This is a genomic window from Eilatimonas milleporae (genome assembly GCF_003688555.1).
In the GTDB taxonomy this organism is placed as follows: domain Bacteria; phylum Pseudomonadota; class Alphaproteobacteria; order Sphingomonadales; family Kordiimonadaceae; genus Eilatimonas; species Eilatimonas milleporae.
This window is the reverse complement of record NZ_REFR01000016.1, coordinates 131,618-147,568: the sequence shown is the minus strand read 5'-3', so window position 1 is coordinate 147,568 and position 15,951 is coordinate 131,618. Positions and strand designations below refer to the sequence as shown.

The window sequence follows — 15,951 nt, the reverse complement described above, 5'->3', positions numbered from 1 at the left end:
TCGCCAGACCTCTGAGACCCTTGGCGGCATCTGATGAATGGCAACGGGCGTGCCAGTTTTCGCGAAAATAGAAAATTGTTTTATATGTAAGACTTTACCAGAAATACGCGTAAAATTTTCAGACAATACACCTCTTGTAATTTGCGATTTTCAAGACATTGATTCTTGCATATTGCAATAATCTTGCATACTGCAACAGAAATGGCGGTGATTTTTGCAGAATGGAATCGTCGTTGCGGGGCGAATGCTTCAAGGATTGTGCAGAGCGGGCCTGATCGTTGATGTGGCCGCTTTTTATAAAGCTCGCGCTGGTGGCATGTAGACCACAGCATCAAAAGCGTGGCGGGAACGCCGGCGAAGATTTCTCGCAGCGCCGCTGTTCAGTATTCCGTTGAAATTTGAATGGTGCCCCGGACGAGAAAAAGTTAGAGCAACTTTTTGAGGAGCTGCAAGACTGGGAGCATCAGCTTAAACATGCGGATTTATCCGGTCTTGATGAATTCGAGGGGCCACGGCCATGAGTGGCCCTTCCCGGAAATCCCGCCGCGTACGCAAGCCCTTCTCTCTTGGCCTGTATGATGAAGAACGGGCGCAGATAGAGCACGATGCCGGAACACTGCCGCTTGGTGTTTATATCCGTGGCAAGCTGCTGGATGGGTCCGAGCTGAATCGCCCTGTTCGGCGCAGCCACCGCCCTACAGTGGATCATGTTGCCCTTGCGAAGTTGCTCGGCACCTTCGGGCAATCGGAGGTATTCCGTAGCCTTCTGGCTCTGTCACTGGCCGCACAGTCGGGTGCGCTGCCTGTCGATAAGGAACTTACAGACAAGCTTATTGCGGCCTGTGATGATGTGCGTGAAATGCGCTGTATCCTGATTGCCGCCCTCGGCCTCAAGGTGGAGGGGTAGGCTGTGATCCTGCAAGGCAACCAGCGCGGCGGCGCAAAGGATTTGGCCCTTCATCTGGTGAAGGAAGAAAACGATCATGTGGACGTGCATGAGATACGCGGCTTTGCCTCAGACAATATCATGGGTGCTTTCAATGAAGCCTATGCGGTGAGCCGTGGCACCAAATGCAAACAGTTCCTCTATTCCCTGTCCCTCAACCCGCCACCGAAAGAAACTGTCTCCACAGCGGAGTTTGAGGAGGTCATAAACCGGGCCGAAGCGAGATTGGGCCTGAACGGACAACCCCGCGCCATTGTCTTCCACGAGAAGGAAGGACGGCGGCATGCGCATGCGGTATGGAGCAGGATCGACATAGACCAGATGAAAGCAGTCCAGATGTCCCACGATCACCGGAAACTGGAAAGCCTTTCGCGGGAGATATTCATTGAGCGCGGTTGGGACATGCCGGAAGGGTTTGCCAAGCGCTCCGAACGTAACCCTAAAAACTTCACTCTTGCTGAATGGCAACAGGCCAAACGCAATCACAAAGACCCGCGCGAGATAAAGACCGCCATACAGGACGCATGGGCCATATCTGACGGTAAAGCCGCTTTCTCACATGCACTGGAAGAACGCGGCTATAAGCTTGCCAGAGGCGATAGAGGCCGCTTCGTGGCGGTTGATATATTTGGCGAACCCTATTCCATCCCCCGTCAACTGCACGGCGTTAACACAAAGCTGGTTCGGCAGCGGCTTGGCGATGGCGCAGACCTGCCAAGCGTGGATGAAGCCAAAATCCAGATCGGGCACGGCATGAGCGCCACCATGCAGCGGTTCAGGGATGAACTGGCCGAACAGGACAAAAAGCGCCGGGAAGAGGCGCAAACAGAGAAAGACCGTCTTGTTGAACGCCAGCGCAGCGAGAGAACGGCGCTTGCCCAAAAGCTCAGACAGCGGGAACAGACTGAAGCGCTGGAACGCCAAGCCCGGTTCCGCAAAGGCTTTAAGGGGCTTTGGGACCGCCTAAACGGACAGCACAAACAAACGCAACAGCGAAACGAGTTCGAGGCTGCAAAGGCACAAAAGCGGGATCGCATCGAAAAAGACAGGCTGATCACGCAGCAGCTTGCGCAGCGCCGCATACTGAAAGAGCGGGCCGCAGAGCAGCGGCAATCACTGGAACAGCAGAAAAGAGAGGTTCAAACCGATCTATCGCGTTTCAATGAACTCGCCCAAGGCAACCGGCAAAGCAAGCTGGAAGAGTTCAAGCGTAGCCGTCAGGCCAACCGCCGCCGCGCACCGCCTCGTGATCGGGGGGCCGGAGCGATAAGTTAGAGCGGGCTGTTGTGCCAGTCTTCCCGCGAATGACGGACCCGCAGGATCAGAATGTCATCAGCCGGGTCAATCATGTAAATGATGATGTGAGAGCCGTAAGGGTGAACCCTGACGGGCGGATTGATTTCGGTGCGCTCTCGCGCAGCCCGTGGCTCGTCAGACAAAAACCTGAACGCCTCTTCCATTCCGCGATGGTAGCGCTCAGCCTGATTTTCGCCAAACAGCGTATGTCCTTGCAGGTAGATATCTATGATATCATCTTCGGCTTTACGGGTGAGTTTATAGGACATTCAGGCTCAAACTTTTTTGGTTCGTGCACGTGCTTCTTTGAGAATGTCATCCATAGACTTCTCGCTGATACCACTTTCCAACCCTTCGGACACCAGAGCCTGCATATGGGCTATCTTGTCCCTGCGTTCCTGATCTTCGCGAATGAGGTCACGCACATAGTCACTGGCGTTACTGTAGCGGCCAGTGCGGGTTTGGCTTTCAACCCAGTTTTTCATTTCATCGGGCAGAGAAACGTTCATTGTTGCCATGTCTTTACCTCCATCGTTCATAGGTCATTATGACATAAATTAGCAAAGATTGTCAATTTTAGCCCTAGCCGCAGCGATATACGTAATTGATCCCATCAATGGAAATCTCGGCGTAGTCCATGCCTAAATCGCGGGCGATAGCATCATAATCCAGATAATGAGCGAAGCGCTCCGGAATATCTCCGAACAAGCCGTCATCAACAAACTGGTAAGCTAGGTCTTTGAGGCTATCGATCTCATAGAGATCAACATCAAAATTCTGCGGATCGTCCCGCTCTATATCGAAGTCATAGCTGCATTCACCAATGGCAATGATCAGCATTGCTTTCTCTTTATCGTCCCATTCTTCCAGTTTTTCTATGAAGGTGTTGACATTGCTCTGATGCACACACAGTGCCTTGAAGAGCTGCGCGTCGATGGTTTCACCGTCGATGAACTGGATTTCAAATTCCTCGACAGGCTGGCCGTAATCATCCCGAACCTTGCCGATCTTGGCTTCATAGGTATCCGCGCATTCAAAGTAAAAGCCGCTTGCACACAGGCTGTAGGGTTGAGCGTAAAAGGTCGTCATTTTCTTGTCCTCCCGAATGGTTGAGGGGTTGCACATGCAACCCTTGGCCTTCGCCGAGAACGGGTGTGCAAACGGAAGGAAAAATCGGCGGCGGGCGCAAGGCTCCATGGCCTCAGCAAGAGAGTGCCGAGCCTCGGGAGACCGCCTATTTTTTATGAAGTGCGCTGAGGGCAGCGCCCTAAGACTTTCCTTGCAGAGAAGGACAATTCATAGTTTTAATATCAATATTATAGGTATTTATTTTTGATGTTACCAACGAGTGAGTCGTGACCAGACCTTATTTTCAGACAAGCATTTCAGAGCTAGAGAAACTGGCTCACGAACTCAGCGACCCCGACGACCTACAGAAAATAGCTGAAGAGCTGTCCCATCGAAAGACCCTTCGCGCCCGGAAACTCGCTCAAGTACTTGATAAACAAATTGGTGATGCACCCAAGAAAGCCACAGCAACTCAACCGCAGCCTTCCGGCACTACCACAGATACTCTCAAGCCTTTGGACTTGAGCCATTACTACTCCAAGTCCAGCCTCGACTTAAGCGACCCGATCATTGCCCGGCTGGCAAACTGGATTGCAGCGGAAGCATTGTCTCCACAAAGCTATAAACGCATTGATGACCTGACTTCCGGGGATAAAAGCCGCATAGCAAAACTGGGGCCAGCCCTGCCTTGGACCCTGAATGAACGCTCCCGCAAAAACTGCAAACTTTATTATGAAGTCATCCTTGGGGCCGTTGATCTGAATATGGCGACGGGCGAATTGGTCAAGACTTTTGGACAGGATGAAGAGAAAGATTTCAACGCCCAAAGCTATGCTGTTATTGCGTCAGTGTTGGTGGATAAGACGGGCTGCCCCGTCGAAGAGGATGCTGTATCCATATCGAGCTTTGCGTGGGCACTCCCTCTGTCCCTAAACAAGGAGTTTGAAAAGCTCAGCACTTGGCCCCAAATCGAAACCCTCCTGAAAGGGCACCTAGAGAAATTCCTATGCCGAATGGATCACGAAGGTAACCCTATCCCTCTGACTCACGATATAATCTCCAAAGCGCATTCTTATTTTATAGAACAATTCTCTCTGCCACTCAGAATGGTAAGTGCCCCCGAATTCGCTGTCCGCATTTATCACTCCTTCAAGGCACAGACTTTGCCGGAAGGGTCTTTGCTCAACTCTTTCTTCATTGAGGACTTGGCGGACACCATAGAGAAATATCGAAAGGGTGAAACTGGCGAAGCTTTGGAGCGATATCTAGGTGTGAAACCACCTGCAGAAACCTATGACCTTTTGAATGACCCAAGCGCGCTGGAGGCCGCCGTAGCGCCCCAAAAAATTCCCCCATCTCGCTGGCCCGTGGGAGAAAAAAGAGCACTGGTACTGCTCCAGCAGGCTGCGGTAAATATTACCAAACAGGAACTACCTGACACGGGCATTGTATCTGTCAACGGTCCTCCGGGCACAGGAAAGACCACGCTACTCAGGGATATTATCGCGCACGCAATAACTGACCGCGCAACTGCCATGTGCAAATTTCGCGACCCCGAAAACGCTTTTACCGCTTCCGGTGAGAAAACGCGCTCTGGCGGCAAGGGGTTCTGGCACATATACGAGTTGGACAAGCATATCAAAGGTCACGAAATCCTCGTTGCTTCCAGCAATAACAGCGCGGTCGAAAACATCAGTCATGAACTGCCCGACCAACGCGCCATTAGCAGTGATCAAGCCCAGTATTTTAAGACCGTCAGTGATGCCATATTCCGGTCATTGAAAGAAAACAGAGAGGGCGATGATGTTGAGCCTCCGATCCAGAGCTGGGGCTTAGTCGCGGCCGCACTCGGCAACATGAAAAATCGTTCAAAATTCCAGCAGGTTTTTTGGTGGGACGATGATGCGGCGATACGATTGTATTTGAAAGCAGCAAAAGGCGATAATGTTGTTACAGAGATAAAAGATGACGACACGGGCAAGGTCATAGAACGCAAAACACCTGCTATCGTCATGAACGAAACCCCTCCTGTCAGCCCGGCAGTTGCCAAACAACAATGGCTACAAGCGCGCAAACAGTTCATCGACCTCAAAAACGAAATAGAGTACGACCTTGAGGAAATAGAGCAGGTACGGCAATTGTGCTTACAGATGCTGAAAGAACGCACGTTCCTGCTGAGATTGAAAGATCAAACGGCAAGCGTCGGAGACCAACTTTCTCGCATCATGCCGCCAGAGCATCTGTTCGTGGATTTGTGGCTGGATGTGGAGCGCGATTTTCAACAGAACCTCACCGCGTTGATGTCGAACAAAAGGGCTCGTCCTTCATGGTTCCAACGCTTGCCTTTCTTTGCCAAAGGTAAGCTTTGGCAAAGTCTGAAAAAGTCTTATTCAGCCTATATGCATCAGGCCAATCGGCTCCGCGCCCTTCAAAAGAAAATTGATGAAAAACGTCACCTATGCGGCGACGGCATGATGGACCTCGGCTTTTTCCAGAAGACACATGAGGCCAAACAGATTGTGGCACCATGGTTGCCCGAACACCTTCAAAAGAAACGGGAAGACCTGTTCGTTGCGGCGCTTGATGTGCATAAGGCTTTCATCGATGCTTCCGCACAAAAAATGCTGCACAACCTGTCCGTCTTGATGAACACCTTCTCAGCAGGTGGCTTTGCTGACCCCAAGAAACAGGCGTTGATGAACGAACTTTGGTCTACGCTGTTTTTGGCAGTGCCCGTTGTTTCAACGGCATTTGCGTCCGTCCGGCGGATGCTGGGTAATTTGCCTATCGAAAGTCTGGGCTGGGTTATGATCGACGAAGCAGGGCAAGCGGTGCCGCAGGCTGCCGTGGGGGCAATCTTACGCGCAAAGCGCGCTGTTGTTGTTGGCGATCCGATTCAAATTGTCCCGGTCGTAACTCTTCCAGAACGCCTGGTTATTGAAATAAGTCGCCACTTCGGCGTGGACCCTGATATCTGGGCTGGCCCCAAAGCATCAGCCCAGACACTCGCGGATCAAGCCTCTAAATATCAATCCAGCTTCTCTTCCGACACGGGCGACAGGCATGTCGGAATCCCGCTTTTGGTCCACCGCCGCTGTGAAAACCCCATGTTCACGATTTCGAATGATGTCGCCTACAACAACAAGATGGTTACACAAGTCAAACCGTCAGATGGCGGCGCAATCCGCGCTGCACTAGGGCCATCCGGCTGGTTCTCTGTAGATGGTGATGCCTCATCAAAATGGTGCCCTGAAGAGGGCGAAAAAGTTGTCGAGCTTTTCCAGAAACTGAACGCTTGCAGCATCAAAAGACCCGATATTTTTATCGTCACTCCGTTCCGAATTGTTGCTCAGGAAATAAGACGCAGGCTGCGCCAAGAGCGCTCACTGTTCGAGGCGATGCAAATGGATGTCGACCAGTTTACAAAAAAATGCGTTGGGACAGTTCATACCGTTCAAGGGCGCGAAGCGGACACAGTCGTCTTTCTGCTCGGCGCGCCCAAAGCATCACAAAATGGCGCGCGGCGCTGGGCTGGTTCCCCCGAAAATCTACTCAATGTAGCCGTGTCGCGGGCGAAGAAAAATCTATATGTCGTCGGTTCCCAAGGAGCATGGTCCGGGGCTGGTAGTTTCGCAACGATGGCTAAATATATAGCTTCAACGAATAGTCATTCGAGGTGGTAATCCCGAAGGAATACAATGGCAAAAAAGAAAACCAATAGAGCGGGGGGAAGTGCCACTGGTGGCGGTATGAATTTTCAGGCGGCTGTAACAACTATTGCCTCAATTCATATGTCTTGCGGGAGCCCACTAAAATGGCTTGATGGGGTGACCGACGATACACCCATCGAAGTTTTCGCCGAGACCGGAGGCGCCGGCGATGATCTAAAGATCAATTTTCAGAATGAACTGACTGCTGAAATTCAGATCAAAAAGGGGCTCCGGAAAGGTCAAAAATTGTGGGAAACGCTCACAAAGTTAGCCCTGGCTATTAGCAAAAACGAGATCAATTTCGGTGTATTGATCGTTTGCCCAGAAAGCAGCCAGACTATTCGCCTTGAACTGGCCACAGATATTCGCAGGCTCGGTGGTGGCCGTACCGACAATCTTAAGCCTATCAGCCAAGAATTCTTCCAGACGCTGCAAAAGTTAGGACTCTCCACGTCAGATGTTTGCCAAAAACTTCGGATAGTCACCGTTCATGCCCTAGTCGCAGACCAAGCTTCAATCGAAACTGCCATGGCAATGCTTGAAAATATATGTGCTCAAAAGAAACAAATTCAGGCAACATGGGGCCACCTATATGAAGACGCACATCGCATTATCGAAGACCGTTCTGCTAGGACCACATCGAGCATACTTAGGCTCTTAGAAAGTCTCGGGATTCAAGTTCGATCTGCCCAGTCTTCACGTCCTTTACCTATCCTCTCAAGGCTTGCTGATTGGACAATCAAAGCCAACGAATTTTTCTCGATTTGGGGAATTAAACGCAAACTATCCCTGAACGAGCATTGGATAGATATCCCAATTGTGGTTTCTGCAGATGAAAATACGGAGGGCGCAGACGCCGATATTTCTGATGCCCTTTTGAAATATCATGACTGGGCCAAACGCAAACTTGATACTCACACGTCCTTGATCTCACCGATTACTCTAGGGCGATTTTATCGGCACGTCGTTGTCGTTTCAGGCCCCGGAATGGGCAAGTCTACTCTACTTAAAAAATTGGCAATACAGTATGCGAGTGAAGGACTTCCAACGGTAAAAGTGAATTTGCGGCTGATAGCACAACGTATGCGCACTCACGGCGAAGGCTTCAAAGAAAGCGCCTTGAAGCTTGGCCTAGCAAACTCAGGCATCAGCTCCAGCGATCTCACTGCAGCCGCATATAGCGATCTCGTCTTCCTTTGCGATGGCTTAGATGAATGCGGACATGACCGAGCACATATCGCAGAGGAACTAACACAACTGGCGTTGGGTCATCCTGAATATCGCATCATCGTAACCACCCGACCTATTGGCTATCGAAGTGCAATGCTTGAGGGTTGGAGGCATTACGAAATACTGCCTCTCCCAAAGGATACAATCTCTAAAGAGCTATCAACCATGATAGAAAATATCGTGGGGAACGACGATATTCGCGCCGTTCCGGCCCAAAAATACGCCAAATCATATTTTAACAATAACCCCGTGGGGGACTTAATCGCCCGCAGTCCGCTACTGCTTTCACTGATCGCATCGCTATCGATCAACGGCGTGCCATTTGAACAGAGGAAATCTCGATTATATGCCGAAATTTTCAAGCTATTTGATGCCGAACCGAACGACAAATTGGAGTCCGAAAATATAGATGGCCCTACAGTGCATAGAGTTCTCGATATTTTAGCTTTTACTCTGATCCAAAAGCCAACGGTCCCAACCTCTGAACTCTACGAGCAATGTGCACAAAAACTTGCTGCAGAGCTGAATTGTACCCAGTTGTGTGCTTTGAAAGAAGTCACACGTTGCGTAGCCTATTGGGAGAAGATAGGCGTGTTAGAAAAATTGCATTATCTTCAAGAAAGTATTGTAACTTTCGTTCATCTTACTTTTGCGGAATACGCCGCCGCCCGATACATCTGTGCGCTGCCCGACAATGAATTATCTGCGACCCTGCCACTCCTTTTAGACTCCCCCGGTTTTATCGAAGCCATAAGCTTCGCTTCCGAAACGCATAAAGCGGAACAAATTTTTATTTCTCTGCGCAGTAGTGACTCAAAAGTATTAAATGATCACGATACCATAATTTCCTGCTTAAAAATCGCTACGCTATCTGAGCCCCCAATCAGAAAAGAGCTTTTACTAAACTTAATAGATGATGGCTTAATTCAGGTTCAAAGCGACAGAAAATCTGATGCACTTGCCGTGGGTAAAATGCTAGGTCAGGTGGCGGGGCGTTTTCCGGAGCTGTTCGGCTCAGAACTCGAACCACTGTTTCAGCATGTCCACGCATGGACACGTTTAGTGGCGTGGTACTGCGCAGTACGTGCAGGTGAACAATTTTATACTCTCGATGCTCTTGTTGAGGCTGCAACAAGCCTCGACCAAGAGTTCGAGCCACTCAGACCTAGCTTGGGCGGAGGTGTAGCGCTTAATATAGAAGGTCCTGATCTTTTTCGTTCATTTCGCCTCCAAACAGCAAAACAACTTTTCGCCAGAGCCTCCGATCAACAAGCTAGCGACGCGCTCGAAAAGATATTTGGCGATGGTATGCGCATAAGTGTTGGCGAGTTCCAAAAACTTGAAGAACTCTCGGAAGACTACGACAGAGAACATATCTTACCGTCGCCATGGAAACAAAAATCGTTTGGCGACGGCAAAGTGCTGGAAAGATTTAAACGAACAAGCAATGCAATGGAAGCCGACATAAAACAATGGCTCGAACTAATTGCTGCCCACTCATTTGAGGGCAATGGCAAACGAGCTGGCTACTTGTTTAATCTTGCGGCGCTTTTGGAGCAATCAAACTTCTGGGAAACAACCCCTAGCGAAACACGACTGTGGTCTAAACCGCAAGACCTACCCTTAATACAGGAAGTTTTTGAGGCTCTAATTGAAGTTTCCAGCATCCCTAGAAGCGAAATAGGCCATGAAGCCAAAGCCTATTTGAACGACCTAGAAGGAAGTGAAAGTTTTCTTTTTTCCTCACTTTCGGACCGGGCCCCCCATGTAGATGTACCCCTCCCAGACTGGACAGGCAAAACGTTCAAATTTGACAAAAGCATTCTAAGAAAAGCATGTTTTCATCGCTCTACATGGATAGCGAAGATTGCCGCTTACATCTTAGCAAACACTCTAGACCAAAATGAGCTTCTGCAGCTCTCTAAAGATTTGATAACAAAAGGGAAAAGAGAAACGCTATTCATTGCCGCTACTCTAGCGGAACAAGCTGACAATGATCAAATTGCAGCATCGGCTTTCAAGCGGCTGCAAACATCTCCGGAAAGCGGCTATGAATATCTATTCGAGTTCTTCTGCTCGGCACCTCCACGATGGGACAAAGAGACATTCCAGATACTGAATCTGGGTCTATTATGTTCAAATCCATATATTGCTTCTAGTGCAGCTAAATTGGCACAGAAATATGCGTCGCAAGAAAGCCCAGATTTATACGCCTTGCTGCAAAAAGCGTACAATCATTGGCAAAAAACCGAAAAACCCTATCCATCAAATGGTGGTGTGGTCCCTAAAAGCCCCAGAGATGTAATTTTGCAGGCTATGACAGCCATGGAGCCTCCAACGTATCCAGAGTTGTTAAGCTATATGGCCGACGCAAGACCAGATGTCAGAGGAGTCGCCCAGCCAATTTTCATTGAGAGAATCAAGAACGACATGGCGGCTTGCCAACAGCTTGTACAAGATGCAACTCAGGGAAAAACTCCGACCCATCTATTGTCTGATGTGCTAAGGAGCAACGTAGACCTCACGCCTGATCAGGTCGAAACACTGAAGTGCCTTCTCTATGACCAAGATGCCAAGAAACGTTTTGCTGCCATGAATTTGTTGGATTCCAAATATATGGCGCGGGATGAAATAGTTAGCATATGTCAGACGTTATTTGAGGGTGACCCTCATCAACAAATCCGCAACCGAGCACATGGGATTATCTCCGAAATAACCATGCAGCAGTAAGGCAGATCGAAAGTCGGAGGGGATGCAACGGGGAACCGAGCTTGCTGGGTTCCCCTTGCCGAACCGAAGGTGAGCAGGTCGGGCCTGCCCGACCCAAGCGCGCATATTATGCGCACAGCTTGCGTAAGCCGGAAAATGAAATTTGACTACAATAGCTTTACCTTAAAACGGGTTACGTGACGCTATATGACGCCCCAATGCTCCGTCTTTTGGTACTATTTTACCCCCTATTGTGACTATTGATTTACTGTGGTCTCGCCCCGCATTCTGGTTGCTGAAAATATTAGTAACTACTTATACTTTAAGCACTATTTAAACTTTTTCCGATATGATTACCTTAAGAGTTGTGAGGGACCGTGGACACGAATGACTATTATTCACGTGAATACAGGAATGAGCGCGCTTTAGAGAGGACGCGGGAAGATTTCGGCGACCTCCAGAATGAATTGGCCGGGCGTGAAACTGGCAGAGCCTACCGTTTTACAAGCGACGAGGAACGCGAACGCCGAACCGGACGCGCCAACGCCAAACAGGCCGAACAAACACGATTGCAGTTACTTCTTACACAGCCAAATTATGCGCAAGACTATAGCCGTATAATGGAGATGCTGATTGAGGCTGAGCAGCGTACCCAACCCGCCATCGACAAAACCGAAAACGACCTTCATCAAAACGATCAAGAGCTGGACGACATCCAGAGCCGGGCCAGCACCCTATCAGATGGCGCGCGCGTTTATCGCGATGCCGACGGCAATGTGTTCAAAGAAGATGGCGAACAAGTTCTGCCGCCGGAAAGTGACTCAATCGTCTGGAGAGATGATAATCCGAGTCATGAGGACTATTTGCGCAACCGCGAGCGGGATATTGTCCTACGCGACTATTTGGATCGATTGCGAGACTATCAGATCAATGTCTACCGTGAGGGCAAGCACGAAGCGCTGATCAGCAAGGCAACCTTTGAGAAGATACAGAAACGGCTAGAGGGCGGCGTATACGCCCCGGCACGCAAGGACCTGAACAAAGACTTCATCCTGCGCGGGGCCGTTGCCTGTGGCTGCTGCGGCAAGCCTCTGCGAAGCAGTTGGAGCACGGGCAAGACCAAAAGATTCGCATACTATCTGTGCCAAACTAAAGGCTGCGAGATGTACGGGAAGTCGATCCCCCGCGCTGAAATCGAAGGGGAGTTTGAAACGCTCCTTGCCTCTTTGCCGCCAAAGGAAAGCCTGTTCAAGGTTACGGTTGCCATGTTCCGCACATACTGGAACACAAAGCTTGAGCGCGCCGCCGCCAGCATAACAACCATTGAAAGAGATATGCGTGATGCAGAATCGCAAATCCGCAAGCTGGTTGACCGCATTGTAGACGCTACCAACGAAAGGGTGATCACCGCCCTTGAAAACCGCATCAGCGAACTTGAAAAAAGGAAGCTGATATTGGCGGAAAAAGCCCAAAATACCGCCGCCCCGCAACCCGCCTTCGATGAGGTGCTAGAACTCTCCCTCCGCGTCCTTGCAAACCCCTATAAAATATGGGCTTCCGGCAAGTTCACCCTGCGCAGATTGGTGCTGAAACTGGTGTTTCCCGAGCCTTTGCACTACACGCGGCATGAGGGATATAGAACTCCCAAGACATCGTTGCCTTTCAATGTCTTAGGCGGGAATTTCGATGGTTTTTCGGCTGGTTTGTTAGATGGTGCCGCTGGAGAGAATTGAACTCTCGACCTCACCCTTACCAAGGGTGCGCTCTACCACTGAGCTACAGCGGCCCGTCTGAACAATACAGAAGAGCAGATTATCTAACGAAACGTATCAGCAATGGTGCGTGACAACGCCAAGCCAGTCAATTAGTTAAACAGGTGTCGCTTGGACCTTATCAACGAACCGGCGAGACACTTAAACGTGGTTGCAGTTGGCGTCAACTGAAAATCATCATCTTAATGCAGAGGATATAATACGGCATCCACACCACCAAGGAAGCGGATGTAAAAAAGCTTACAGAGGCAACTGTAGTTTCACATTCAGATGTGTAACAAGAAATGTGTCTCAGAGAAAACGGCAAACCCAATACAAACCTAAGCCACTTATCGGGAACGGAACATTGGTAAAAAAAATTGTATTGTGTGCAACACCCCGCAGTGGATCGACAATGATATGTGCCGACATGGCTGCCACTGGTGTCTTGGGCAATCCTCGCGAACATTTCATAAATTGGGCCCCCAGCCGACAGGATATTGACTGGAAGGAGAGACTAAACACTACAATTAAAAATCAAACAAAAAAGAAGTTTTTTCTGTTAAAGTTATGTCATCTCAAATAATGAATGTGGATGAATGCTTGAATAAATCGGCAGAACATCAAAAGGATTATAGTGTTTTTAATTCTTTTTACAATAAATTTAAAGACGCATATTGGATTTATTTGAAGAGAAATAATACCTTAAGACAAGCAATATCAAGAGCCATGGCTGGACAAACCGGTATCTACCATGCTGTTCAATCAGACAAAGACCAACCCTTTCCAGGAACAAATTTTTCCACCTATAAAAAGGATTACAATGACAATATTGAAGTAAGGCATCAATTTATAAAAAAAGCCACCGAAAAAATTAATCAAGAAAATCTGATAATAGAAATTTTTTTCGAAAAAAATAAAATAACGCCTTTAAGAATTAACTATGAAGATTACCGTAATAACCCTAAAGAATATATTGGCACGATTTTAAATGATTTAGGAATAAAATTAAATATTTAAAAAATAATAGCAAAACCGTTAAACTTTCAAATCATAACAATGAGAAAATACTAGATGAATATATTTTTAATTATATAGACTTATTTAAAGAAGATTATATAAAGTAAAATACTTTTTAATATCTCCAAGCCAAAAGTGTGAGAAAAACTCATGGACAGGAAGAAAAAAAAATCCCCAGAAACTCATAACTCTAATCAAACACAAAGAAAGCGCCGTGAGCAAAGACTGGCTAACGCACTTCGCGATAATCTTAGGCGGCGTAAAATCCGCCAACGCAACAGTCAGGCCTTAGAACCGCATGAACCCGGCGTATCGCCACCGCAGAACCGGACGGAAGACACCAAATAAGCCCTGCGCCCTAACTGCGGGCGCCTGCTTGTACTGACCCATATCTTGCCTTAAGGAGAGAAGCGGCGTCTTCGGTCACCCATGACCGATATGCCGACGGCCCGGCGAATAATGACCGGGCCGGTTTTACCAAGGCAAGGATAGGGAGGAACGGTTCGTGGCCATCATGTCCGACAAATGGATACGCGCCCAATCGCAGCAAGCAGGCATGATAGAGCCTTTCGTGGACGGCCAGGTGCGGGACAACTGCATTTCCTACGGCCTGTCTTCCTACGGATACGATGCCCGCGTGGCACCCGAATTCAAAATCTTCACCAATGTTGACTCAGCGGTGGTGGATCCGAAAGATTTCTCGCCGAAAAGCTTTGTCGACCGCGAAGCAGATGTCTGCATCATCCCGCCGAACAGTTTCGCCCTCGCCCGCACGGTGGAATATTTCCGCATTCCCGAAGATGTCCTGGTTATCTGTCTTGGCAAGTCGACCTATGCGCGGTGTGGTATCATCGTCAATGTGACCCCGCTGGAGCCGGGCTGGGAGGGGCATGTGACCCTGGAATTTTCCAACACCACCCCGCTGCCGGCCAAGATCTATGCCAATGAAGGCGCCTGCCAGTTCCTGTTTCTGCAGGGCAATGAACGATGCGAGGTCAGCTATAAGGACCGCGCCGGCAAATATCAGGGCCAGCGCGGCGTTACCATTCCGAAAGTGTGACACCGGACACATCCGCAGCAATGACGCCCCCCGCCGCATCCACACAACCGTTGACAGTTGTAACGGTTGTCTACACGGCCGAGATCAATCTGATGCTGCTTCAGGCCAGATCGCTCGCGCGCTTTCTCGATCCCGTACTGGTCAAAGACATCATTGTCATTGTCCATGATACGCGGCCCAAATCGCTGTCCCGTCTGTGCCGGCGCTATATTTTGCCGGCCTACGGCAGGCTGGCAAAATATGTACGCATCATATCCGCAGACGATATCAGCCCGGTCAAAGCCCGTAACTGGAAAAGCCAACAGGTCATGAAACTGGTTGTCGCGAAACATGTGACAACCGACTGGTACCTGACCCTTGACACCAAGAATCATCTGGTGCGCTCCGTCACCGCCGACACGCTGTTCGCCCCTGACGGCCGGCCCAGAAACTATCTGAGCCCCGTGGACGGCAGCATGTATGAACGCTTCGACCGGTGCCAGGTGCTTATGGATTTGCCGTGTGAAGAACGCGGGACACGTGTCCTGCCAACCATCACGCCCTACATGCTCAAGACGGATCTGGTGAGGGACATGATCAGCTTCATTGAAGAACGTTTCGATGATGTCTTTGACGCATTCTTCATGAAGGAAAAACCGGTTAACGAATATTACTTATACTATAACTTCTTGAGAAAGAAGAATATTGCTGTTGAGGATTTATATTTCATCGGCCGGGTTTACTGCGTTACTTTTTTCAAGATGTCCCCAACGCAGGGGCGGCATTTTGAGACTCTCATAGAACGGGCCTTCAGTGAAAACACCTATGCCTTTGCCGTACACCGCAAATGCCTTGAAAATCTGGCGGATACTCTGCGCGAGAAAGCCGTCCAGATGTGGGTGGAACGCGGATTGACGGCCGATGCAGAAGAAGCGGCGCGTTTCCTCGAACCCGCTTTTCTGGCTGCGGAGCCGACCGTGACCGACGGAATACGCAACTGGCTTATCCGTCTGTCGGGACGGCAACCACCCGGCTGGACACGCCTGCCGCAAAAAACAGCCTAAACAGCCGGACAAGACGACCTCCGGGACCAAACACCGCCGCCCATGTGCCTATGGCCGGCGCCATTGCCCAATTTCCGCCTTTACAGCACTCTATGCCTGTCGCTAATGGGATCACAGG

11 protein-coding genes, 1 tRNA gene and 1 pseudogene are annotated in these 15,951 nt (G+C 49.5%); 9 read left to right on the top strand and 4 right to left on the bottom strand.

Annotation, left to right across the window (positions count from 1 at the left end):
- Positions 1 to 517 precede the first annotated feature (517 nt).
- Complete coding sequence (locus tag BXY39_RS18140) at positions 518 to 907, top strand: hypothetical protein (protein WP_121940319.1); 390 nt, start codon at positions 518 to 520, stop codon at positions 905 to 907.
- Positions 908 to 910: 3 nt separating this feature from the next.
- On the top strand, positions 911 to 2,221 hold the full coding sequence (locus BXY39_RS18135) for a relaxase/mobilization nuclease domain-containing protein (RefSeq protein WP_121940318.1): 1,311 nt from the start codon (positions 911 to 913) through the stop codon (positions 2,219 to 2,221).
- On the opposite strand, the gene BXY39_RS18130 is transcribed toward BXY39_RS18135, so the two are convergent.
- From BXY39_RS18130 to BXY39_RS18120, 3 genes are all read right to left on the bottom strand, one after another.
- Complete coding sequence (locus tag BXY39_RS18130) at positions 2,218 to 2,511, bottom strand: type II toxin-antitoxin system RelE/ParE family toxin (protein WP_121940317.1); 294 nt, start codon at positions 2,509 to 2,511, stop codon at positions 2,218 to 2,220. The genes BXY39_RS18135 and BXY39_RS18130 overlap by 4 nt on opposite strands.
- A 6-nt stretch (positions 2,512 to 2,517) precedes the next feature.
- Complete coding sequence (locus BXY39_RS18125) at positions 2,518 to 2,760, bottom strand: type II toxin-antitoxin system ParD family antitoxin (protein ID WP_121940375.1); 243 nt, start codon at positions 2,758 to 2,760, stop codon at positions 2,518 to 2,520.
- 64 nt (positions 2,761 to 2,824) lie between these two features.
- Positions 2,825 to 3,331 carry an antirestriction protein ArdA gene (locus BXY39_RS18120; protein WP_121940316.1) on the bottom strand — a complete coding sequence of 169 codons (507 nt, stop codon included), beginning with the start codon at positions 3,329 to 3,331 and terminating at the stop codon, positions 2,825 to 2,827.
- 266 nt (positions 3,332 to 3,597) lie between these two features.
- Between BXY39_RS18120 and BXY39_RS18115 the strand changes: the two genes are divergently transcribed.
- The 3 genes from BXY39_RS18115 (at position 3,598) to BXY39_RS18105 (ending at position 12,692) form a co-directional block, all read left to right on the top strand.
- Complete coding sequence (locus BXY39_RS18115) at positions 3,598 to 6,993, top strand: DEAD/DEAH box helicase (RefSeq protein ID WP_121940315.1); 3,396 nt, start codon at positions 3,598 to 3,600, stop codon at positions 6,991 to 6,993.
- A 15-nt stretch (positions 6,994 to 7,008) separates the two neighbouring features.
- Complete coding sequence (locus tag BXY39_RS18110; protein WP_121940314.1) at positions 7,009 to 10,980, top strand: NACHT domain-containing protein; 3,972 nt, start codon at positions 7,009 to 7,011, stop codon at positions 10,978 to 10,980.
- Between the two features lie 356 nt (positions 10,981 to 11,336).
- Positions 11,337 to 12,692: a recombinase zinc ribbon domain-containing protein gene (locus BXY39_RS18105; RefSeq protein WP_121940313.1), complete on the top strand. Its 1,356-nt coding sequence runs from the start codon at positions 11,337 to 11,339 to the stop codon at positions 12,690 to 12,692.
- On the opposite strand, the gene BXY39_RS18100 is transcribed toward BXY39_RS18105, so the two are convergent.
- Positions 12,671 to 12,745: transfer RNA gene (locus BXY39_RS18100), tRNA-Thr, on the bottom strand. The two genes, BXY39_RS18105 and BXY39_RS18100, sit on opposite strands and share 22 nt — an antisense overlap.
- A 272-nt stretch (positions 12,746 to 13,017) precedes the next feature.
- On the opposite strand from BXY39_RS18100, the gene BXY39_RS20140 reads away from it, so the two are divergent.
- The 4 genes and pseudogenes from BXY39_RS20140 (at position 13,018) to BXY39_RS18075 (ending at position 15,833) form a co-directional block, all read left to right on the top strand.
- Entirely contained in the window at positions 13,018 to 13,296 is a 279-nt protein-coding gene (locus BXY39_RS20140; RefSeq protein ID WP_425458917.1) for a Stf0 family sulfotransferase, read from the top strand.
- A pseudogene (locus tag BXY39_RS18090) lies at positions 13,266 to 13,730 on the top strand (Stf0 family sulfotransferase); the annotation flags it as partial. The gene BXY39_RS20140 and the pseudogene BXY39_RS18090, both read left to right, overlap by 31 nt.
- 505 nt (positions 13,731 to 14,235) lie before the next feature.
- Positions 14,236 to 14,790, top strand: a complete 555-nt coding sequence (gene dcd / locus BXY39_RS18080; protein WP_121940309.1) for a dCTP deaminase — start codon at positions 14,236 to 14,238, stop codon at positions 14,788 to 14,790.
- 20 nt (positions 14,791 to 14,810) lie between these two features.
- Entirely contained in the window at positions 14,811 to 15,833 is a 1,023-nt protein-coding gene (locus BXY39_RS18075) for a DUF6492 family protein (protein ID WP_121940308.1), read from the top strand.
- The last annotated feature ends 118 nt before the right edge of the window (positions 15,834 to 15,951 follow it).

Excerpts from the sequence above, each read along its gene's own strand:
- BXY39_RS18075 (WP_121940308.1), top strand. The coding sequence starts at position 14,811 with ATGACGCCCCCCGCCGCATCCACACAACCGTTGACAGTTGTAACGGTT.
- BXY39_RS18140 (WP_121940319.1), top strand. The coding sequence starts at position 518 with ATGAGTGGCCCTTCCCGGAAATCCCGCCGCGTACGCAAGCCCTTCTCT.
- BXY39_RS18110 (WP_121940314.1), top strand. The coding sequence starts at position 7,009 with ATGGCAAAAAAGAAAACCAATAGAGCGGGGGGAAGTGCCACTGGTGGC.
- BXY39_RS18130 (WP_121940317.1), bottom strand. The coding sequence starts at position 2,511 with ATGTCCTATAAACTCACCCGTAAAGCCGAAGATGATATCATAGATATC.
- BXY39_RS18125 (WP_121940375.1), bottom strand. The coding sequence starts at position 2,760 with ATGGCAACAATGAACGTTTCTCTGCCCGATGAAATGAAAAACTGGGTT.
- BXY39_RS18120 (WP_121940316.1), bottom strand. The coding sequence starts at position 3,331 with ATGACGACCTTTTACGCTCAACCCTACAGCCTGTGTGCAAGCGGCTTT.